Origin of the sequence: Paenibacillus sp. P3E, assembly GCF_001909045.1 — a bacterium.
Lineage (GTDB): Bacteria > Bacillota > Bacilli > Paenibacillales > Paenibacillaceae > Paenibacillus_AQ > Paenibacillus_AQ helianthi.
Genome location: NZ_LVWH01000186.1, coordinates 1 through 22,580, shown reverse-complemented (window position 1 = coordinate 22,580; position 22,580 = coordinate 1). Strand labels below are relative to the sequence as shown.

Genomic DNA, 22,580 nt, shown 5'->3' with positions numbered 1-22,580 from the left:
ATTTCCTGTTTTACGTTAATCTCTGGATGTGTTCAGAATTTACTTGATCCGTGAATTAAAAATCACATAATCCGGCGCTGCGGGAACATGAATCGTGAATGACAAAGCACCCGCCTTAGGAATCGGCTGCGAAGGGCCGGGAAGCTGCCGGACTACGGCCTGGCCCTGGCTGTTCACAGCAATGAACTCCAGACTGGAAGCATCCTTAGGAATGACAAACCCGGAAGCATTAATAACGCTGAGACTAAGCCGGAAGCCCTTTCCATCGGCAGACTGCGTCAACAGTGTCGGGTAAAAAGGATGCTTGCGCTCCCCGCCTAAATCTCCAAACGGGGTAACGCTCTGCCAAGACTTGGCCTGCGGCAACACCGTATCTCCCCTGCCTTGCACTATCAGTACATTGCGGCCAAGCAGGTTGGACATGTTCTCCCACTTCACCTTCTTCAACCCGGTGAGGATCGGGTTCATGGGCGCAAACAGCACGCCCTCCCGCAATTGTGGGGACGCCCCCAACGCTATTGTACTGCCGTCTCTAGTTACCGCTGTGGCCTGCCCGGCCCGCAGTTTCCCCACACTCTCCCCAAGAAGCGATATCGTAGAGCTCTTTGTTGCGGCATCATAGGTCAGCTGCGCACCCAGCGCACCTGCGAACGCACGGACAGGTACCATTAATCTGCCTGCCTGCGTATAGGGCGCCAGCTTGCCTGGGAACAGCACATATTGGTTGTTGAGCAGCAGCGGCCTGATCTGGTTTCCCACTACCGGCGCGGCCTTCGCCGGAGCAGCCGTATGAATTGCCGGTAACAGACCAGCGCATAGCAGCATAATCAAGGTTTTCATAGCGAGCCGAAAGAATGGATGTAGGGGATCATTCATCATTATTCTCTCCCTTTATCGTTTATGATTTACATAGAATTAAATGCCTAATGTCTATACTCTTTCTCGTCTCTTTCATATATTCCGCACCTCTACCACGCGCCCCAAATCCACATACTCCTCATGATCCAGTCTGACCTTCACCCGGCCCTTGCGGCGCTTCTCCCGCCATTCCCGCAGTTCCGCCTCGGTATCCAGGCGAAGCTCGGCAATCTCTAAGGCTCGGTCCAGAATGTATTTGCTGGTATGGAGCACAGTGAGAATCCCTTGCCCTCCTAGCGCGATAGGGTCGGCTAACCTCTTCCATTCTTCAATGGTGAAGCGTACATACAAGTCCTCCTCTGTACCCGGCCTGCAAGGAACCTCTGTAATCTCCTTACGCCGCAGCACCTTCCAATCGGCTACCTTGCCTACCCAGTGAATCCCGGTTTTGGCCGGATTAATGAACTTCTTGCGGGATTGGCACATCGCGATGCACTCAATCTGAGTCAGCAGTTTCTGGCTGGCAAGATTCTTAAGCGGCATATGATAAAAAGCGTTCCGCACCGCCACCCCAACCTGCTCCGGCCCCCGCACCGATCCGACCAGCACATTCTTGCCCGCCAGCTTATCGGCATAATACTCCTTCGTACCGCGCGGACGTGTGGAGCGTTCGTAGGCCTTCTCCGGGCTGTCGCGGATGATCTCCTCCAGGAATTGCTCCACCAGACTGGTGGCATTCGGCAGGAACGGGAAGGCGCCGATGTTGAGCAGCTCAATGCTTTTGTAGAACTGATGGCTCTTGAACCGCTCTTCATCCGGATAAGGGAATAACACATACGCCCCGAACATGCTTCGCTCATACTCCCCGGAGCTCTTCTCCTGATACACAATCGCATCCCGGTAGCGGTGCATCGTATTAATGTCGTCCTCCTCCGGCCCAGGCTGCTTATACCTCTTCTCATAGGGAGTGCCTGGATAGGCAGGATTCAAGCGGTACTTGGCATCAAAAACATACTTATACTCCTTAACCTGACCCGCATCCTTCTTCTTCAAGGTAAGCACATTATCCGGGCGCTGGCTCAGCGTCGGCGTCTGATCCGTGCCCGGAATCGAGTTATAATACAGAATGAATTGCTCCCCGTTCATCGGGTTCTCATAGACCATATTAGCGCTCTGCGAACGGTCCAGCGTGACGAAGATCCCGCTCCGGTTCACCCGGATGATATTCTGCTTCACCAGCTTATACTTCTGCCCTAGCAGCTGATTCAGCTTAAGGAAGCACCAGTACTCATAGAGCTGCGCAACATCCTTCATGGATAGACGGAGGAGATCACTTTGGATCGACAGGCCCTTAAGCAACATGAGATAGAAGCGATAGACCTCACGGTACCCAGGGGCCATTTGCAGCACCAGTGTAACGGATATCTGCTTCAGCACACCAGCCTCACGCAAAAAATCCATTTGGAGCACCCGATCGATCTGTGTGAGCATGGAATCCAGCCTTGTAATCAGCAAGGGGTCTGAGGTTCGGTTGTTCTCTCTCCAGCGGTGCTTAAGCTCCTTCAGCTTCCCGTGAATCCGTTCTAGCATCCAGCGGACGAAGCGGTTCTCATTCGTATCATAGGCGAGGCGCTTTCGCGTCTCCATTAGGTGTGTGGCCGTATAGCTGCGGTTACCGATGGTCAAGAATCCGTGTTTCGCATCTTCCCTTAACCGTTCAGGATGCTTGGCGAGCTCGCGGATGTTCTCTCTTCCGGCTTTTTTGACCCGGTTAGCATCCATTAGCCTTCGGTCCTGGAGCAGCGCATAGTTAGGATTCTTGTTGATCCGCTCAACAGCATCCAGCAGTTGTCTGAAGATATGCTGAAGGATCGCGAAGAACTCCGTCAGACTCTGATGCGGCGTCTCCCGCAGCCCGGTGAGCTGATAGGTCCGGCGCAGGAAGTCGAAGGCCAGATTATAGATCTGCGCATTCACTTCATTCAGAATGTTCTGGTAATCCAGCTTGTAATCCATCTTCGAGGGGAAAATCTCCATCTCCACCCGCAGCAGCATCTTCCCTTCTCCCCGAATCTCCCATTCTGTCAGCCCGACCTCATTCTTGAAGTTCAGCACCCCCGCCAGAATAGAGTCACCCAGCGGCTTAACCGCCTGCCGGAGCAGCACATTCTCATGGTAGAACGTAAGGTTAGCCGCCTGCTTATTCTGAACCACTAGCTCGTAAGACTGAGTCTCATAAAAGCAAGGAAAAGCCGTCTCCCCCGGCTGCCAGTCTACCAGCCCATTGGCTTCCGGCGAGAACACCTTAATCTGCACCTCACCCAGCCGATGGGAGCAAGTTATGCCTAGTTCAGCCTTCACCCACGCCTGGTCTGGGGAACGATGCAGTTGCAACGTCTCCACCGTAGGATGATAGGGCTTCCCCTGGAGATACAGCGCGAACAGCTCCGTCTCCACACGAAGCAATTCTACTGCCTGATCACGAGAGCCAGTATGAGGTGAATCCATCTTCCTCCAGCCTCCTAAGCATATACGCCAATTTGCGGGCACTCTGCGGATGCTTCACCCCAAGCGGAGACTTCCCGCCAGCCCATTCCAGATAGAGAGGAGAGGCATCTTCCATGAGCGAATCCATATTGAACGTTAAGCCAGCACCATTGCCAATAGCCTCCTTAATCAAGTTCAGCAGAACCCGCCGCACCGAGGAATGACTGCCTTGAATCCGCGGGAGAATCTTTTGCAGCAGCTGCCAGTCGAACGCCTCTTCTTCATCCATCAGACCATAACGCTCGTTATAGATCATATAAAAGCAAACCGCATCCCGCACCCGGAAGCCAACATGAGCGTGAATATCCTCCAGCAGCGCGTTGATCTTGACCAGTCTCCCGGTCGTCCGCACCACGAGCTCCTGATAAGTATCATAGGCATCTGCCAACGCCAGATAATCGGAACGGACAAACAGATGATTCAGCTCCGCAAGCTCAGCGGCAACGTCTGCATCCTGAGCCGCCTCTTGCGGATAGTGCTGCAGATTGATGTAGTTGAACTCCAGAGTGCTTGCGCGGTCGAGGACTTTTTTGCTGAAAGGATGCGTCGTCTCGTCCATATTCACCGTCCCGATCAGGAACACATTCTCCGGGATACCCAAGCCACCGTACTTCAGCTCATCCTCAGGCATACCCAGCAAGGCCGGAGAGATCAGAGCCTGTGTCTGAATCTCCCCCTCCCGCCACTCCTGCGTCTCCAGCACACTTAGCAGATCACTGAAATAATGCTCCACCCGGGCCAAGTTCATCTCATCCAGGCAGATAAAATAAGGCTTATGCCGATTCTCCGGCTGCCGCGCCTCCACGAACACCTGCGTCATCGGCCCCGGCTGGAACCGCCCCGACAGATCCCTATACCCCAGCAGATCCGCAGGATCACTCCAATCCGGCCGCACCGGAATCAACCTGAACTGCCCATTATCCCGCGTCGCCCCCAGCGCCTCCGCAAACAGCTTCACCAGCTTCGTCTTCCCCGTCCCTGAGATCCCCGCCAGAATCACAAACGGCTTCGCCTTCAGCGAGAGGTAGAAGTTCTCGATCAGATGCTCCGGGAAGAAGAAGCCTTGGCGGCGGATGTGGGATTGGATTTGGTGGAGCATACTTAGCACTTGTTCGTCTTTCAACGGCTCATCTTCTTGTGGCAATAGCTCCACTTCCTCGTCATTAACTTCATCAACACTTGCAGCGATCACCCCTTCCACAAATAGACGGTAATCGTCAATTAAATTCCCAAGATCTTGAATTAGCTGTTCATCATTTGGAACATTTCCTCTATCATATTTAATATAGGCGATGGTCGATACCTGATAATCTTGACCAAGGCCACTATCCACAAGATGAATGTTCTCATCTTTATTCATATTAGTCAGATCAAGGAGGTCTAGAAGAGCTTCTTTGCGATCTCTCAGATAAGCATAGCCTTCTCTGCGACCCGTCTCTTGAATAGGCCTTGTTACACCCTGATTAAACGTAAGATATACAGCACTCATGTCCTCAGCAAACAGATACACAATATATTCCCCATGCTGGGTTGTTTCCGTTATCCGTTTATCCAGAATTGCCAGCCATGGTACCGTTGCCCAATTCCCTTGCCCAATCGATCCTTGAACCTTATATTGATCATCTATGAAAGGCAACGCTTTAAGCTCTACGGGCAGGGTCTGGCGAAACAATGTGCCAAGTGAATGCCCTGCGAAGACTTCCTTTTTGGCAGCCGTGTATTCGTTCATAATCTTCTCTAGATAACCTTGCAAAGAGAAACGCTGCAAAGCAGCATTATAGGATTGGAGTTCTTCGCTGGCAAGCCGCTCTAGCTGCGAAAGCCCCTCTTCACCAAGTTGTCTATGAATCTGACTATGAAATCCGATAGTGTTATCCTTCAAATCCACAAACAAAATATGCGAAAGTGCGTTAACAGGACTGTTAATGATATCTTTCAACCGACTTTTAGATGCATCTCTCCATAACTTCTGCGCTTGTGGCAAATCTACCCGGTTTCCTCTTTCTTGTTCAGCTATGAAATAGTTATGAAACCGCTTTTTAACGTGATCATAAGACACACGTTTCTGCTTAGATGATCTAAGCTCTTCAATTAAGGATAGAATTAGGACCATCTTATATGATTTTTGTTTTCGCTTGAAAATCTGTGTGATTGTTTCTGGTAGTGGCATGGAGTCCTCCAGGATCGTTAATAATTTTAGTAGTCGATGAAATGAAATAATCAATATAGATCTCATCTTAGGAATACCCTTAAAAAGAATTACAACGGCCTTGATATGGCCATGGTTTTGATATTGGAGCTTATAGCTCCTGCACAGCCTGTAGCGGCTTAGTATCATCTGAATTTACAATATATATGGTAATTCGACAATTTGGGAATGTATCCCTTCCAATCATGCACATAAGAAAAAGGACCGTCGCCTGGACAGCCCCAATCTAATATAGAAAAAATTCAAACTTATAACGGCCAATATATTTTTCTTAACGGTATTAACGTCCGAGTCTCTGAATCAAATTGATCATAGTATTGCGTCACTAATTCCGCGAGTAGATCCAAGTCAATTAACGATAAAGGGATGTTCGATCTTTCTGCTTCATATTTGGCTTCTTTGGTGAATCCACCCTTAGAGACATAAATCCCCCGATCACCTACTCTTAATCCTCCAGTAAAACTTCGTATTTCATTAGACCCCATGCTGCCCAAACGGTGCTTCACTTCCACAATAATCCTGGGCTCTTCAAGCCCCAGCCCATCTGGGGATGCAAAAATATCTCTTCCCCGGTCCGGCCCTTTGGGTGATATTCGTGTTTTGTAGCCCATTCCTCTTAGGATGCCCGCAACAAGTTCCTGCATCTGATCCCAGTCTAACTTAGCAATCTTATCTTTGATAAATTCATTGGACTTCTCAATGACATCTTCCTTGATCAGCTCTAATTCTTCAGCTTCTTCCTCCGTCTCAGCTTGCACAGACTCTATGGGTTGACTGGGTTGATTACCTTCTGTCTGTCCGGTTACCATTTGCTTGAGCAATTCCTTCTGAACCTCATTCGGGATAGAGATAATAGTCATTATGGAACCAAGAGTATTCCGGGCGCTCGCCGTCAAAACATCTCTAGATACCGTTCCCTCCCAATCTAATCTGCGAATATGGGGCTTATCCGTAATATAATTTGGCTTAAATTCATAATTAGACTTGATTCTTCCTATGTAATAGAGACGCTCTTCAGGATTATACGTGATTACTTGGTCGTCTATTTTAAATTCACTTACAAAACGAAAAATCTGGCCAGCAGTAATATTAATCTTACCCTCTTTATATCCAGGATACCTTACCTTCAACAGCCTCTTCATCTCTTGTAATGTACTTACCGCACCGATATCTCCCAATTGAGCCCAACCTATCGCCACAGCTTGCTTTTCTTTAAATTCATTAATAAGATAAGCCCTTTCCCCCGCTCGAACAAGCCACATACTTTTCATAGTGAATCCCCCTTTATTCTCTGTACATGAAGCTTGCGAACCTCGGCATCGGTGATATTAGCCTGAACCAACTGATCGTATATCGTTTGGACCTGCGCTGCGGAAATAGGAGATTCTGGAATTCCCGTCTTCAAGCTGATCAGCTTCCTAGAGATAAACTCACTTAGTTCCACATCATAGACAACCAGTTCGTCCGAATGAATCTTCCGAAGCTCAGGATCAATACTGAACCGACATCTCATCGTAAATGAAACCATAGAGACAAATTTCACTGCCGCTACACCTTTTATCAGACTCTCGATGGCCTTGATATGTCCGTAGTTTTGCTTCAAGGGATTGTACATCTTGTAACGGTTGCTGACAGACCATTGCTGATCCGTTCGTCCACCTTTAATCTCACCATTGTAGTTCTTCGTCTCAATGACAAATAAGCAATACGGGGAAACAACAACATGATCAATCTGGGTGTACCCTGTTCGGGATTTAGGATTAGGGAGCAATAAGTCGCTTAAAGATTTACACTCCTTAGGTAACTGGTCAAGTTGGATATTGATTTTATGCTCACCTAACTCCCCAATTCTTGTGGAGGCAACCTTCTGCTTCGGCTTGGGAGTTGGTGCCTTACGCACACCCTGTGGCGGCTTAGTGTCGGGTTTCTTGAAAAGAGACAATAGCGAATTAAACATAGCAAAACCTCGTATCATCTGGATTTACAATATGTATGGTAATTCGACAAAATGGGAATGTATCCCTTCCAAACATATACATAAGAAAAAAGACTGTCGCCTGGACAGCCCCAACATAAAGTTAACGCATACCTTGGATTCCCTCTTAATCTGAGAGAACAGAAGGAGCAGCAAATGCATTAGCAAGCTGCATTCCATCCTGTAGTCCTTGTAGATATAGACGTTCATAAAGAACGGATTGCTTTAAAGAAAGTTTATCCTCCCAATACTCAAACTCTGGCTTACGTGCAATGTCCATGGAGGCAAACAACGCTTGAAAAGCTTTGCGCTCTTCTTCAAATACTTGTCTAGGCTCGGATTGATTTTCAATCTGTGCGGTTACCTCATCCAGCCTACCTTGAATCGTCTGTGAAAACCATGCTGGAAAGCCCACCACATCCCCTCCAAGACAGAAGTTCACACGAAGTGACGCTGCATGGCCGCTTTTTTCTTGATATATCCGATTAATGAGTTCGTCCACCTTACGACTCTGGGCCTGAACCGCTTCATTGCTGCTTAGCGGAATGCCTTGGTCCAATGATTTCTGTCCGAGTTCATTCAGCTTGTGCTTTTCCTCCTCATATTTCTGCATCAGATGCTGCATTACGTCCCCTCCTTCCTGGAAAAGCTATGTCTGTAGACGATGTACAGAAATTTTAATGCGTTTATCGGTTTATTTTATTTTAATTCGATATTCGCATTAAAACAATACCTGCCTCGCATACAATTTGGTTAATATTGTGAGGTGAAGCCGAAATGAAGCATCGCAAAGAGCCCCCCGGTGACAAAAACATCATCGGGACCCGTGTTGTAGCTATTCGAAAAGCAAAGCGAATGAAGCAGAAGGATTTCCTTGCCAGGTTGCAAACCTTCGGTTTAGACATCAGCCCAACCAGTTTATCGCGCTTGGAGGGTCAATATAGGCTTGTGCAGGATTATGAAGTAGTTGCAATTGCGAAGGCGCTGGAGGTTTCTGTTGGGGAGTTGTTGGGGGAGAGTGGGTGAGGATAAAATTTTTTAAAAAAAGTTATTACATTTAGTAAAGGTAATAATTCAATCTATTATTTTTATGCAGATCATTTAAGAAAATCCACTCGGGGAAATACGATATTAGAGAGAAGAGTCAGCCCATAACTATAGTGCCTAAAAATTAGATAATTGAACCAATAGCCGTTCTCAGCTTTTAATTTTTGGGTTTACTCGTATGTGCATCCACTTGTTAAGAAGGCTTAGAGAGTAGAACTTCTGTAGCTAAAAAAACATCTTGTTTTTTACCTTATGTACTGCTATTAATAATGATTTGTATACTTAACCTCCTACTTCTAATCACAAAGAAGATCTGTTTTGCTGATATCAATAACAAAAATTCATTTAGCATTATAAACCATCTCTAAACGTCTTAGTATGTAACTTTTGCTTCCTTGAAAAGGCAAAAAAATAGCCTCTCAATTAAGAGAGGTCCTTCGGAGTTACCTTCTCATTCATGAGTTCCAATTCAAGCTACTACTGGTAAACAGTCCTTTACATGTTTGAGTTTCGTAATGTGGGCAGCATTCGCTGAAACTATAGCTTTATCCATAAAAAATCAAGCTTAAACGAACTCGTAATACCAATACTCTTTTTACATTATCATTACTAACCTAGTATATTGTTCAACAACCATCAATTAAGCATAAACATAAAGCTCATTATGAACGCAAAACCCACGTTTGAATTGAACCATAGTTAGCATGAAATATTTAGGACTTAAGCAATCTAGTCTTCTTATTTGGTCATTGCGTTAGAAGTTTGCTATAAGACTCCTGTAAAGAAAGGCTTCGTTTTTGTGTAAATCCTGCCGCTAATCTGAGTTGGTAATTGGACATTTAGACCTTGTTAGTACAATGCGAGTTAGCTTCTCTCTCTTTGCAAAACAGCCTCACTTAAAATACCAATACGTTTATCAATGTTTCTCCGTAAATTTTGAATGACTTTTTTCTCAATGACGGAAATGTAATCTTCCATTAATTTTTTATTTATATTTCCACTCTCATCTATTGGAAGTTTGATTTCTACTGCAGGTGCATCAGAAGCATAGAAATTTCGTGAATAGCTAAATTTACCTGCAATTGCTTTTTTGATAGTTGGCTGAATGTATAGCAATACCTTTTTACTATATTCAGTAGTTGAATTATATAGGACGGCAACATGGTCGTCAGCACCATATTTATAATTTCTATAAAACGTATTTCCAAACATATCAATGGTTAAACTGTTCTCAGGGAAAACTTCTACTTCAGGATTGCAAATATAATCTGACAAGCCCATTTTATCTACGCCAGCAGTAATGAATGGTAAATTACCAGGAATACGATCAAACGATTTTATTCGTTTCCCACGCTTAATTGTGTCGAATAATTCTTCAACTTTAAAGATGCCAAAATTCGAGTGGGCGTGCTTATTAAGAATATGTTTATCATATTCCTGTAATAGAACGTCTTCATAATTCCTAAAACCAAGTTTTTGAAAATATTTATCAATATTGTTTACATATTTATCTAAAATATGTTTCGCGTATCTATCCATATAACCCCAATTCGGTTCAGTAGAATTTACATTTTTCACCGGTAACTGAATGATACTTTCTCTTATTCGTTCATTAGTAGCTTTTATTCCGTAAGTGTAACGGCTTTTTAGCTCTTTCTTTAGCACAGTTATCAGGTATAGAGAATTGTGCAAGTTAAGATTTTCATTTTTCATATAACTCATAGAGCCGCCTGCTTCTTTTAAGAAGAAGGGCGTATCAACATATGAGAACTCTTGTGTGTTTGAAGAAGCAATAATACAAGGTTCTGATTCAATATTGTTTAGAAATCTAGGGTCTACCCTTAGATACCCAAAGATTGCATTATTCGCAGACGATTGTCCAACAAATGGATATAGCTGGCCATCTTCTATTGTTAGACTAGGAATGTCGAGCGGTCTTATTTGTATCTTCTTTTGCCACGTCAGTATATCACCTACTCTAAATCTTTTATATTCAATCAATATATTCACCTCTACCATTCAGCAATTGGTTAACTTCAAAAGAAAGATAATCGCCTATTGTTTTCATAAAATCCGCTTCAAGTGGCGTTGTATCATTATTTTGGTGGACTTCGAAATTCCAATCAGTGCCTGAATCAGTAATTAAATCTTCAACATATACTTCATCAAGATTCCAAAGTTCATAATGAAAGTCTGGGTTTCTCTTTGCAGTTTTTCCTAGCCTGAAGATTTTCACAATATCTTGATAACGTTCTGTTGGATGGTCGATTTCATAATTTCCTCTTAGCGTTCGTTTATAGCCATCATTTCTGAAGTCAATAAACTTAACGGTATCCATTTCAAAGTTATGAGGTTTCCCTGCTTCAAAAATATAAATCGAAGTTTGAACACCAGCGGAAGGTTGGAATGTATCAACAGGCATTTTTATACTAGCAATCATTGTATTGTTCTTGAGTATTCGTTTATTAGTTTTTGTTGCTTTTCCGCTCCCAGCGGAATCTTGAATGATAATTGCAGCACGTCCACCTTTCTCCATGAACTTAAGCCCATGTTCGAGGAAGGGCATTCCATTTTCTTCAAATGTAAAAGGTGGATTTAAAAGCAATTTATTTGCTTTAAAGTATTGATATAGTTCGGGTGGACGGTCAAACGAGTTCCCTTTTTGAATATTACTTGAACCATCGCCACGAAGTATCATATTTGTTGCGGCGAGTGTAAACATTTTTGCATTCAGTTCTACCCCAAGAAGTTGCTGCTCTTTGATTTTTTTTATTTTCACTTTTGCTTTCGTTGTATTTTTACCGTGTGTTCGTTCAGCATCTTCTATCATTGTTTCCATTGAAGCAATGAGGAAGCCTGCACTACCTGTTGCTAGGTCCATTACCTGAGAATCCATGTTGACATCAAGAACTTGTGACATCATCTTTGTAATATATGGTGGCGTAAGAACAATACCGATTTCTTTTCCATCACCCAATGCATATTTTAAAAAGACACTGTACATTTCACCCATTATATCCAGGTGTCCTGCTGTCCCATCGATTGCTGAATAAACATGTTCGTAAATGTAAGTAAATACTTGTTTTGTAACAGAAGCTTTATCTATAATAAGTTTCGCGACCTTCTTATCCAACTGAATCAATTCATCTCGGTCTTTATCAAGAGAAATTGCTTCCCTGAATGAACCTAACATTAATATTTGTTTATCCACTGGAATTTGTTTAGTTGTCAGGTATTTTTTGATTTGGTTAACTATAAGTACTCCATCGCGATCATCTTCATACTGGTCACCGTTTAAGTCATGAGGAATTAAACCTCTCCCTTTAACTTCGCCATTCTTATTAACGACATCTTGCATTGATAGCAACATTCCTGAAACATAGACAACACGTTGGTCTACTGGAATATTATGATTGTTCATAAGAACGTTCAAATTCGTTGCATGTTTTTTTAATAACTCTTGAGAATCAATTAAGATACGATGTTTCTCTTTTTCGCTAAGGGTAGCATCCTCATAGAAACTATCAAAGGTTTTTTTGTTTTCTAAGAAGTTCAAGTTTGTATAACCAGACAGCAGTTTTGGTTCTGCTGATGAACCGAATACATAATACACAGAAATCGCCACATCTTCCTCTGAATCACCAGCTATACCAATTGCGATAACTTCTTTGTACTTGTCAGAAGCAATCATATTTTGTGCATAGTGAACAGCACCATTAACCGCAAAATGCCTAATAGATTTTTCGTCCATTTTTAAACCATTTTTAGTTTGGGCGATAAGCTTGTTAGTGTGGAGTTTGTTTTCGATAATAATTGGGGTATGAAATTTTTCGATATGAAAATCAGGTTTTCCGAAGGTTGTTTTATTCTTTGTCTTGGCAGAGCCTTTTAAAGCTTCTTTCATAAAGTCTGACATATTAGATTCCACATTAAAATCTTTTTGATTCACAAGACCTAAACTTCCAAGCTCTTTCTTTATATAATCGTTTACATGGTCTTCTAATTTCCATTTGACATTATTGCTCATGATTTATAATTCCTTTCAAGACTTTTCTGTGAAAGTGAGAAGTTGTTTGTTACACACTTTTTAGTATATCATGTTATATTTTTATTTTTATCGAAAATCTTCAGAAACTATTATTTAGTTTATATTGAAAAAAAACTGTTACTCCGAATCAAATTTATAATTCGTTTTGTTGAAAGGTGCCCAGCATCTTGGCGAACTTCGGATCGTGGTACGATAAGAAGAGAATTTACCGCGTATCAAGGGCGGAAATCTATTCGATATCTTCCGCGCTCAGCTCAAAATCAAAAATGTCGAAGTTTTCAATGATCCGCTCTTTACGCACCGATTTGGGAATGGCGATAACCCACGCTGAACAAGCCAGCGCAGCACGACCTGAGCGACGGACTTGTTGTGTCTTTCTCCAATCAAGGTCAGCACTTCGTTGCCGAACATGTTGTTCAATCCTTCAGCGGTTTTTTTAATGAAGGTCGAAATAAACCCTCTTAACTTTAGTACATCTCCCTTTGAGAAGATAGGAGCTTCCTCAATATATTGATTGTAGACAGGATGCAACAAAGGGTCGTTATCGGTCTGAACGAGCGTTAGCGTGTAGATGAGAATATCAGCGATTTCGTCCTGCATCTCGGAATAATTTTGCTCTATGGCCTGCTGGCTGTTCTTCCATTGGAAGAGTTCCAACAGTTCGCTCAACTCCAAATAGATAGAGAGAGCCAGATCTTTAGGACCAAGGAATTGCTTCCAGTCCCTTTCATCGCGGAATTGATAGCCCAATCCTCAATGTAAATCCACGAAATTCCTAATACCACGCAGAAAAGGGCTCCTGTTAATCAGAAGCCCATTCAATACCCTATCACTGCTCTCTTGGTACTTCTCTATAGGGCTACCCTCCCCCCACAATCGACCAATTATTATCGACTTCCGGCGATAACGTCCCCTGTTCCTTGATGTAGCTGACCAGCATATCCCGGACGCTGCAGGACGACTCCCAATGTTTGGCCCTGCTAACTAATTTGGACGCCTTCAATAAGCTGCTGTAGCGGTAATTGTTGACGGCAAGCTGCAGCTGCTGCGTATCGGCAAGGGGTTGGCCTTGGTAGAGCACATTGATGATCCGGTGACCGGCTGGTTGTGACAGATCGATCTGATAATCGATCCCGGCGAACATGTCATAGAGGTAACTGGGCACCTCAGGATTGGCAGTGATCTCACGATCACCCGGCTGCCACTGGTTGAAATGCGTGGCCGAGACTTCCATATAGGCTCTAAGCTCTTTGCCGGTTACCGTCACAACGTACAGCACATTGTCGAATGGATAGATGCGGTACACATCAGCGTACGTTAACGGCCCCTGCTTCAAATCCGCCGTATCTGCGAACAGGCTTGTGGCGGCAACATCCGCCCCGCTGGCCTGCAGCATCGTCTTCTGAATCAGCGTAATGACCGCTGTATCCCGCAATCTTCCTGCCGGTACTCCGCCCATCCCGGCCTGCGGCTGGAAGTCGGCGGCCGCATAACCCAAGAGGCTGCCGGTTGCTTCTGAAGAGGAGTCTCCGCCTCCCTGGCCGCTGAAGGTCATCGTCTCTTCATGCGCTTCTGCAACCAGCTTCTGGAATTCCGGGTCCGGTTCCCAGCCGGCCATATCCACAATCGAGACTTCCTTGTTCACCACCTGGGGCTTTGCACCCTCCAGCTGAACCGTCAGATCGAAGCGGACTACCTCCCGTCCCCGGTCGCGAGGCCCTCCAATAACGGTATCCCCGATCCGTTCCTTAACGGTAATATGCATATGCCCGACGAGCAGCACATCTGCCTCAGGAACCAGCTTCGTAATGCGTTCAGCGGAATCCGAGCCGCCTTCTTCATCGAACTCGGCCACCATTCCCGCATGAGCGCTGATCACAATAATGTCGGCCTTGCCTTCAGCCCTCAGGGAGGCGGTAATCTGCTGCGCCGTTTCAGCCATGGGGCCAAAGTGCAGCGCATCCACCTTCCCGGCGTCCCAGCGCGGAATATTAGGATTAGTCAGTCCGATCACTGCGATCCTGACGCCTTGGATCTCCATTAGCGTATACGGCTCTGCGAACCGTTCTCCGCTGTGATACGCGGCATTCGCAGCGAGCACAGGGAACTCCAGTTCCTGCCTGAACTTCTCGATCAAGCCAAGCCCGAAATTAAATTCATGGTTGCCGAGGGTCATGGCCGCATAACCCATTGCATTCAGCGCCGCCGAGACCGGATGTATGCCATCCGGCCGCTTATTGTAGATATCATCAGTCAGCATATTCCCCTGGAACACGTCACCGTTATCGATGAGGATGACTTCCGCTCCGCTGTCTCTGACTTCCCTGACATAGGCGGCGACTCTGGCCATCCCGTCATTCGTTGTCTCGTGGCCGTCTTCATACCGGTAACCCCACAGATTTCCGTGAAGATCCGAGGTGGCGATCATTACGATATTCAATAGTGTGCTGGTACCAGCCTGTATAGTCATCCCTTCATCCTTCTTCCTTCTTTCGCCCTAATTACTTCAGAATTGCCCCTGCGGTAAAACTCTTCTCCATCTGCTCACTGAACAGCACGTAAGCCAGCAGAATGGGCAGTGTGGATATGACCATAGCTGCTGCCAGCGGTCCCCAGCTGATGCTGTATTGACCGCTGAAATTCATCAGGCCCAGCGGTAACGTCCTCAGCTCTTGCTTTTGAATGAAGGTGGCCGCCATCAACAGCTCATTCCACACCGCCAGGAAGACGAAGATCGCTACCGAAGCAAGCGGCGGCTTGAGTAGCGGCAGCACTACCTTGAAGAAGGACTTCACCACCCCGCAGCCGTCCATAAATGCGGCTTCTTCCAGCTCCTTCGGCATGGTCCGCAGAAAAGCCGACAGCATGTATACGCCAATAGGCAAATTCACCGCGATATACGGCAGAATAATGGATAATCTTGAGCTAAGAATCCCCAGATTCTTGAGTATCATGAAGAGCGGAATTAGCGTAGCATGAATCGGAACCATCACGCCCATCAGAAGCATGAACAATATGAGACTGTTATATTTGAATTTCATCCGTGTTAACGCATACGCCATCATCGAAGCAAACAGCAGCACAAACAAGAGTGTAACCAGCGTGACAATCACACTGTTCCCAAAGTATTGATTCACCTTGGCACTGACCCACGCCTCTGTAAAATTGCTTAAGCGCCACTCTGTAGGAAGCGCCCAGACGGTCCCGCCAATAATCTCCGAATTATCCTTAAATGCACTGATCACAAGCCAATAGAGCGGAAACAGCTGGAGGACGGCGATAATGATCATCAGGATATAGATGCTTGAATTCTTTGTTCTTCTGAGCATGACCGATCCTCCTTAATATTCAATTTTCTCTTGGGTCAATATTTTATTAAGCACCCAGGAAATCACGAGGCATTCCAGCACCATAAATACCGCAAGCGCACTGCCATAACCGAAATTCTGCCTCAGGAAGGCTTCCTGGAACATTTTCAGCGCAATCACTGTTGTTGAATTCAGGGGTCCCCCGTTAGTCATTACGTACACACTTTCGAACGTCTTCAGGGCATAGATCACATTCAGGACGATACAGATCCGCAGCACATCGGACAATAGCGGAAAGGTAATATGACGCACAGCTTTCCAGCCTGTCGCTCCGTCCAGCTTCGCCGCTTCATAATACTGCTCCGGTATCCCTTGCATCCCGGCGAACAGGATCAGCATATTGTAACCGACATAATGCCAGGTAGTTACGATCAGGACGGACAACAGTGCCGTCTTCGTATCTCCAAGCCAGGCCCCCGTCCAGGCACCCAGTCCAAGGGTATCCATCAATGTGTTCAGCATGCCGATGTTCGGATCATAGATTTTGACCCACAGCAGGCTGACCATTGTCGTTGACATCACTACCGGGAAAAAATAAATATTGCGGAACCATTTACGTCCCTTCATCTTCCGGGAGACCAGCAGCGCCAATGCAAACGAGACCGGCAGCTGGATAAACACGCCTACCAGCAAGAAAGCAAGGCTATTCCATACCGCCTGCCAGAAGCTTTTATCCACCGTAAACATCTTGGTGTAGTTGTCCAGTCCAATGAAGGTCATCGGGTTAATGCCATCCCAATCCTGGAGACTGTAGTAGGCGGTCATCACAATAGGCACAAAATAAAAAATCAGAAAAACGATTAATCCGGGCAATAAAAACAAAGCAATTATTTTTTTATTAGAGAGTGCTTTATCCATCACTTACCCACCTGTCCAATTACAGAAAGTCGATGCGGTCCTGGTGACTGCATCGACTTTCCTGGAATATTGTATTAAACGCTGCCGCCTTGAGCGGAACTGTGTAAGGAATCCTTCTTACTTGGCTGCATGCAGCAACGTCTCCAGCTGAGCGGTGAACTCACCGGCTGTGAGCTGCCCGCCATATAATGCTTGTGTCAGATCACGGTATTCCTGGCCTACATCTGCTGACAACAGACCGAACCACATCGCCTGTGTTTTGGCAGTCTGTTTAATATCCGCAGCATACGCTGAGAGCTCCTTATTCTGTGATTCGGACTTCACCTCGCTCTTGGCGTACCCAGGGAGACCCTTTCTGACAAATTCATCATTAAGCTTCAAAGATAAACGGATGGCAAATTCCTTCGCTTCCTCCACATTTGCGGAGCTGTTGTTCACGAACAAGGAGTATGGCGCCTCAGCATTCTGGAAGCCGATAGTTGCACTGAGGACATCCTCTGCCCCCGTTTTTGGAAACGCAATATAGCCCAGATTGTCGCCCATTGCCTTAGACAGGGAGGAGAAGTTAAAGCTTCCGTCGATCCACATCGCAGCCTTATCATTCTTGAACAGCTCTTGTGCATCCAGGTAAGCAGAGCCGAGGAAGCCTTTCTGGAAGGCATTCGAATTCACCAGGGTGGTCACCTTATTCGCCGCCTCAACGAATGGCGCATCAGTGAACTTCGCCTGTCCGTTAATCGCCTCATCGAAGGCGTTCACATCCTCACGGGCTACGAGCATATCGTAGAGCAGATCCGCTTGCCATCTTTCTTTTCCGCCCAGTGCAATGGGAATCACACCTTTATCGTTTGCAGCTTTAATCAGCGCCTGAAGATCATCCCATGTTGCTGGAGCAGCAGCGCCAAGTTCGCTTATCAGCTTTTTATTATAGTAAAGAACAAGGGTTGTACTAATGTTAGAAGGAACCGAATAGATGTTGCCATCCTCTTCCGTCACCAGCTGGTTGTCCAGGAATTGTGCGCCCAGGCCCGTGGAATCGAGGGTATCGTTAAGCGGAGCCACTGTCTTCGACTGCAGAACAGGGGTGCGGTAGGACTTGCCGGCATGCTGCTGGAATACATCCGGAAGCTCATTTGCGGCAAGCGCAACACTCAGTTTGGTTTTGTAGGTCTCATCTTGAATGTATTCATACTTCAGTTCAACACCCATTTCCGCTGCGGTAGCCTCAGCTGCTGACTGGTACATCGGATCTGCATCGAAAATCCACAGCGTGACAGATTTCTTACTATCCGCTGCCGCCGCTTCCTGACCCTGGGTTCCCCCATTATTGGCTTCCGCACCTCCGCACGAAGTAAGCACTACACTGACCAGAGCGGCGGATGCTGCAACAACCCCAAACTTTTTACCAAACATCTGATTTGGACCACCTTTCACAATTTACGGATACGAACCATAGGTACAATCTTAACAAGTACGAAGCCAGGTTCGAATGGATATATATTGGCTTTGACAGTAAAATTTTTAGGTATGTCATGTTACTTTACATGTACTTTACATTTCTCCTTGTGATTAACATCAGGTTTACACAATAACCGTTCTGCATCAACAAAAAAGCCCGGTTGAATAACCGGACTTCTGCTGGCAATGGCTTAATATTTCCCGGAATAGGTCCCTCCGTATACTTTATTCGGGGTAATTCCGTACTTCTTCTTGAAGCATTTGCTGAAATAGAACGGATCTCTGTAGCCGACCTGATGGGCAATCGTTGCTACCTTGGGAACTGAAGCATCCTCGGTGGCCGCCCCCTGGCGCAACAGCTCCATGGCTTTGCCCAGACGGATATTCGTCATATACTCCACGAAAGACTCGTTGGTCTCCTTCTTGAAGACATGACTTAAGTAGCTCGGATTCACGAAGAGGGCACTCGCTGTGCTCTGAAGCGATAAGGTATCCTCGGCATAATGTGCAGTCACATACGCAGCCGCTTTATGGATCAGCCGTTTCCCGCTGCCCTGGCGTCCTCCATCCTCAGAAGTCTGGTCCGCGGCCGGCTGCCCCTCGTAACCCGCCTCTATTTTCAACCTTTTAATGTAACGTTCCTCTTCCCATTTCTCCTGCAACTGCGCACGGATGGTATTAAGCGCCTGTTCAACCGCCTCCTCATCAACGGGCTTCAGCAAATAATGATCCGCTCCGAGCGAGATAGCCTGCTGGGCATAGGCGAAGTTATCATAGCTTGTGATGAAAATCAGCTTAGCCGCTGAGTCTAAGGCACGGACGGCCTTCACAAAATCGAGCCCGTTCATATTCGGCATTTCAATATCTGTAATAATCAGATCAATCGGCTGTTCCTCCATGATCCTCAAGGCTTCCGAACCGTCCTCCGCCTCTGCAACCACTTCGAAACCGGCAGAAGTCCAGTCTATCAAATGGATCAGCAGCTGCCTGAAATAATATTCGTCATCTACGATCAGGACGCGTGCTGCCGGCGCTGTAGTTCTCATTCAGCTATCCCCTCCCCTGCTCGTCCGCTTGCATAATCAGCGGCAACCGTACCTTCACTTCTACTCCATGTCCCGGTTCAGACGACAGGACGATACCATAAGCTTCGCCGAATCTCAGCTGAATCCGGTCCTGGATATTCTTAAGTCCGAAGCTGTACTCCCCTTCTTCACTGGAACTTAACCAGATCTGCCGCTGTTCCTCTTCACTCATGCCTTTGCCGTTGTCACGGACTATAAAGCACAGAATACGCTCCTCTCCCGAACTTTCCATAGAGCCGGTAATCTCACATAAACCTCCGTCCGGCATCCCTCTGATTCCATGGTGAATCGCATTCTCGACCAGAGGCTGCAGCAGCATCGTGGGTACTTGGCAGGACTCGATTCCCGGTTCAAATGAAATCCGGTAATTCAGCTTTTTGAAGCGGATCTGCTGAATGTAGAGATAGCTCTCCAGATGCTTCTTCTCCTGTGCAGCCGCAATCAATTCCTGTCCGTTGCTAAGTGAAATCCGGTAGAACTCCCCAAGCGCCTTCAAGATACTGCTAATCTCCTTAGCATTCGTCATCACAGCCATCGCACGAATCGTGTCCAGTGTATTATATAGAAAATGCGGTTTGATCTGCGAATACAGCAGCCTCAGCTCCAACAACCGCTTGGTCTTCTCTTCCGTTTCAATGGTTAGCATCAAGTCCTGAATATGCTCGACCATTTCATTAAATGTCGCACCCAGCCTGCCTATTTCATCCTGGCTGCCGGCAGATGCGCGTCTCTCGAAATTCCCGGCTCCCACCTCAACAATCACCTCACTGAGCTCGCTAAGGGGCCGGGTCAGCCGGCGCGCGAATACAACCGACAGGACCATGGCGGACAGCATGCTGATCAGCCCGAAAACGGCTATAGACAAGGCGATCTTCCAATACCCGCTCGTCAATTCCGAAGTGGGGACAAGGTGGATTACCTTCCAGCCATAGGGATCAAGCCTTTGTAAGGATACCAGATAACGCTTGTCTCCCACCCGCTCGGTCCGGCTTCCTCCCGATGCCGACTTCACCCACCGGGCAAGCGACTGATCCTCAACGGTGCGGCTGACGAGTGCAGCTTCATATGCGGAGATCACCACTCCCTCTTGGTTGATGACCAGGGTAGGATTCTGATTATCCTGTTCATCATGGTACAGCCGGGCGAGCGTCCGTTCGTCAATATTGACATAAATATAACCGATCGGCGTCCCCTTCTCCATGCTCATAATGACTCTGCACACACTAATCATATGCTTAGCAGTCATCCCCGACAGAAATGAAGGCTTCAGCGTATCTACCCAGACCGCACCGCCTTTTGCCGCATCAATCTTATCTTTGGGATAGATGGCGAGACTCTGCGAAGTCACACCGGTCAGGTTGGAGGTATAGTAGAGATCGCCCCCGATCGATTCGATAATGACCGAGTCGATGTTAGGCTCTGTCTCCAGCATTGCAGCCAGCGTGTTATGTATGGACTTCAGCGCCGAGACATCCCCGTCTGCTCTGGTATCCCGGCTAAGCACATTCTGTGTATCCTGGTTAATCAGAGCAAATTTCGAGAAGTTCTGAACCGATTGGAATACGGTCTTCATAGACTGGCTTACCAGCTTCACTTCCTGCTGCGAACTGGCCGAAGTTCTATCGAGCGTCTGATTAAAGACAATTCTATGAATACTTAGAACGAATATCACCAGAGCCAGTAGAACAATAAGGATGTTACTGATTAGAATCTTCCTCCGAAGCGGCATATTCTGTCTGAACGCCAAAGATTGAACCGCCTGGAATTTCTTCAAGAGGGATTGGTGAGACAGTAGCTTCTTCATATTCCCCTCCGATGGTTGTTGAATCGTTCAGTATAATCTGCCTGCTTGTTATCCCTCACTATTATACACACCCATTCAACTCTATCGGAAGACTGCAATTTGTCTCCATAATCTCCTTTGAATTTTAACTACCTGCTCCAGGACATAGTAATCCCCCTTCATATCAAAAAAAAGGAAAGGCTTGTTGGCTCCGGGCTGGTGCCCTTCCCCATTCAGCCGATCCTCGATCTTTTTGCGTCTTTTTCTATTTTCACACGGATTTCTCCAATCCCGGCCGCTTAATCTCCAAGTGCCTCTGTATACTCATCTATTACCTAATGAAACCCATCCTCAGGTTCACCAATATTAAACCCTAATGCTTTTGTTGCTTCTGATTTGAACCGTTCTATCCAAGAATCCCATTCACTCTTATTCATCTGTGCATAAAATGATAATCCGCTCGGCTCAACGGATGCCTGAATAAAAACATCATCATCTTCCTGCCCAAACCAGTGTGGAATTCCATCTGTGTACCCTTTCCAACCAGGCATAAGCTCATATATATTAGCAACTTTATTCCATACTTCATCAGGTAGATGAGCCCATATATTCAGATTACAATGATGAGAGTGTATTCCATCCATTTGCCTCTCCCTCCATCGTGAAATGCCTGCATACTCTTATTTTTGATAAAATCAATCATTGTATAGTCACAACCTCCAATTAAACTTCGTTCCCATCGTACCATATGCTGGAATTTCCGTCCTATTGCAAATTATTCAATTATAGTTGCCGAAAAGATGTGCCAGCCATTCCTAGCCTAGACAAACAGAAAAACCCTCTCAGTGAAGAGAGGGGATCATTCCCAGGCATCATCTCTCACAACGCCCCCCGCCTTAGCTCATAAAACCACCGCACAACCGGATGCTTCAACTCCATCTTCTCTACCATACTCAAAATCCGCTTCTCCCCAACTCTCCGGTCCACCAAAGCCAGAATATTCAACAGGATTTCACTGCTCTCCAAGCTTTCCTCTATAGGCGTCGTCATTTGGCAAGAACATTGGGTCTCCAGCAGGTCAACAGACCGTATTTGGACAGACAGATGTTAGAAAGTCGTTAAGAGAGACTGCTAGCTTGTTGGGGATACGAAAGAACAGGAAACTTTGGTAGGTCTTTTCGAGTCTCTCCTATTACACAAGTTGGCAATGAAATTCAAATAAATGTCTACTTTGATCGTGATGCTGCTACACATCCATCAATCTTTGGTGGAGAACCGGGATATGTTGCCAAGGTGCACAAAATCTCTTTGTGATTATACAAAAAAAGTCGGCTGCACCTACAC

The 22,580-nt window shown here is 46.1% G+C and carries 17 protein-coding genes and 1 pseudogene; 1 reads left to right on the top strand and 17 read right to left on the bottom strand.

The annotated features are described in order from the left end of the window. Nucleotides 1-39: 39 nt before the first annotated feature. From A3842_RS21425 to A3842_RS21400, 6 genes are all read right to left on the bottom strand, one after another. Nucleotides 40-840: a copper amine oxidase N-terminal domain-containing protein gene (locus tag A3842_RS21425; RefSeq protein ID WP_218618693.1), complete on the bottom strand. Its 801-nt coding sequence runs from the start codon at nucleotides 838-840 to the stop codon at nucleotides 40-42. A gap of 111 nt (nucleotides 841-951) precedes the next feature. Continuing rightward, nucleotides 952-3,366, bottom strand: a complete 2,415-nt coding sequence (locus A3842_RS21420; RefSeq protein WP_074102675.1) for a restriction endonuclease-like protein — start codon at nucleotides 3,364-3,366, stop codon at nucleotides 952-954. After that, complete coding sequence (locus A3842_RS21415; RefSeq protein ID WP_256701800.1) at nucleotides 3,338-5,344, bottom strand: MrcB family domain-containing protein; 2,007 nt, start codon at nucleotides 5,342-5,344, stop codon at nucleotides 3,338-3,340. Before A3842_RS21415 ends, A3842_RS21420 begins: the two co-directional genes overlap by 29 nt. Before the next feature lie 518 nt (nucleotides 5,345-5,862). Beyond that, nucleotides 5,863-6,885 carry a restriction endonuclease gene (locus tag A3842_RS21410; protein WP_074102673.1) on the bottom strand — a complete coding sequence of 341 codons (1,023 nt, stop codon included), beginning with the start codon at nucleotides 6,883-6,885 and terminating at the stop codon, nucleotides 5,863-5,865. Then, the gene (locus tag A3842_RS21405; RefSeq protein WP_074102672.1) at nucleotides 6,882-7,571 is read right to left on the bottom strand and encodes a nuclease-related domain-containing protein; all 690 of its coding nucleotides are present in this window, start codon (nucleotides 7,569-7,571) and stop codon (nucleotides 6,882-6,884) included. Before A3842_RS21405 ends, A3842_RS21410 begins: the two co-directional genes overlap by 4 nt. A gap of 145 nt (nucleotides 7,572-7,716) precedes the next feature. Beyond that, nucleotides 7,717-8,214, bottom strand: coding sequence for a hypothetical protein (locus tag A3842_RS21400; RefSeq protein ID WP_074102671.1), 498 nt, complete (start codon nucleotides 8,212-8,214; stop codon nucleotides 7,717-7,719). Between the two features lie 152 nt (nucleotides 8,215-8,366). Between A3842_RS21400 and A3842_RS21395 the strand changes: the two genes are divergently transcribed. Further along, nucleotides 8,367-8,615, top strand: a complete 249-nt coding sequence (locus tag A3842_RS21395) for a helix-turn-helix domain-containing protein (RefSeq protein ID WP_074102670.1) — start codon at nucleotides 8,367-8,369, stop codon at nucleotides 8,613-8,615. 885 nt (nucleotides 8,616-9,500) lie between these two features. On the opposite strand, the gene A3842_RS21390 is transcribed toward A3842_RS21395, so the two are convergent. The 11 genes and pseudogenes from A3842_RS21390 to A3842_RS32635 all read right to left on the bottom strand — a co-directional run. Then, nucleotides 9,501-10,646 (bottom strand): restriction endonuclease subunit S, encoded by a 1,146-nt coding sequence (locus A3842_RS21390; RefSeq protein WP_178382386.1) that lies wholly within the window; start codon nucleotides 10,644-10,646, stop codon nucleotides 9,501-9,503. Beyond that, on the bottom strand, nucleotides 10,630-12,663 hold the full coding sequence (locus A3842_RS21385; protein ID WP_074102668.1) for an HsdM family class I SAM-dependent methyltransferase: 2,034 nt from the start codon (nucleotides 12,661-12,663) through the stop codon (nucleotides 10,630-10,632). Before A3842_RS21385 ends, A3842_RS21390 begins: the two co-directional genes overlap by 17 nt. 270 nt (nucleotides 12,664-12,933) lie before the next feature. After that, complete coding sequence (locus A3842_RS33800) at nucleotides 12,934-13,434, bottom strand: MazG-like family protein (protein ID WP_074102667.1); 501 nt, start codon at nucleotides 13,432-13,434, stop codon at nucleotides 12,934-12,936. A gap of 109 nt (nucleotides 13,435-13,543) precedes the next feature. Next, nucleotides 13,544-15,154, bottom strand: a complete 1,611-nt coding sequence (locus tag A3842_RS21375) for a bifunctional metallophosphatase/5'-nucleotidase (RefSeq protein WP_074102666.1) — start codon at nucleotides 15,152-15,154, stop codon at nucleotides 13,544-13,546. A gap of 31 nt (nucleotides 15,155-15,185) precedes the next feature. Beyond that, entirely contained in the window at nucleotides 15,186-16,013 is an 828-nt protein-coding gene (locus A3842_RS21370) for a carbohydrate ABC transporter permease (protein ID WP_074102665.1), read from the bottom strand. A 12-nt stretch (nucleotides 16,014-16,025) separates the two neighbouring features. Beyond that, entirely contained in the window at nucleotides 16,026-16,910 is an 885-nt protein-coding gene (locus tag A3842_RS21365; protein ID WP_074102664.1) for a carbohydrate ABC transporter permease, read from the bottom strand. A 117-nt stretch (nucleotides 16,911-17,027) separates the two neighbouring features. After that, complete coding sequence (locus A3842_RS21360) at nucleotides 17,028-18,323, bottom strand: ABC transporter substrate-binding protein (protein WP_074102663.1); 1,296 nt, start codon at nucleotides 18,321-18,323, stop codon at nucleotides 17,028-17,030. 236 nt (nucleotides 18,324-18,559) lie between these two features. Continuing rightward, nucleotides 18,560-19,414, bottom strand: a complete 855-nt coding sequence (locus A3842_RS21355; RefSeq protein WP_083609679.1) for a response regulator transcription factor — start codon at nucleotides 19,412-19,414, stop codon at nucleotides 18,560-18,562. Between the two features lie 4 nt (nucleotides 19,415-19,418). After that, nucleotides 19,419-21,257: a cache domain-containing sensor histidine kinase gene (locus A3842_RS21350; protein ID WP_074102662.1), complete on the bottom strand. Its 1,839-nt coding sequence runs from the start codon at nucleotides 21,255-21,257 to the stop codon at nucleotides 19,419-19,421. Between the two features lie 314 nt (nucleotides 21,258-21,571). Further along, nucleotides 21,572-21,880, bottom strand: a complete 309-nt coding sequence (locus tag A3842_RS21345) for a hypothetical protein (RefSeq protein WP_074102661.1) — start codon at nucleotides 21,878-21,880, stop codon at nucleotides 21,572-21,574. 235 nt (nucleotides 21,881-22,115) lie between these two features. Then, nucleotides 22,116-22,286 (bottom strand): annotated as a pseudogene (locus A3842_RS32635) (SF0329 family protein); the annotation flags it as partial. Between the last annotated feature and the right edge of the window lie 294 nt (nucleotides 22,287-22,580).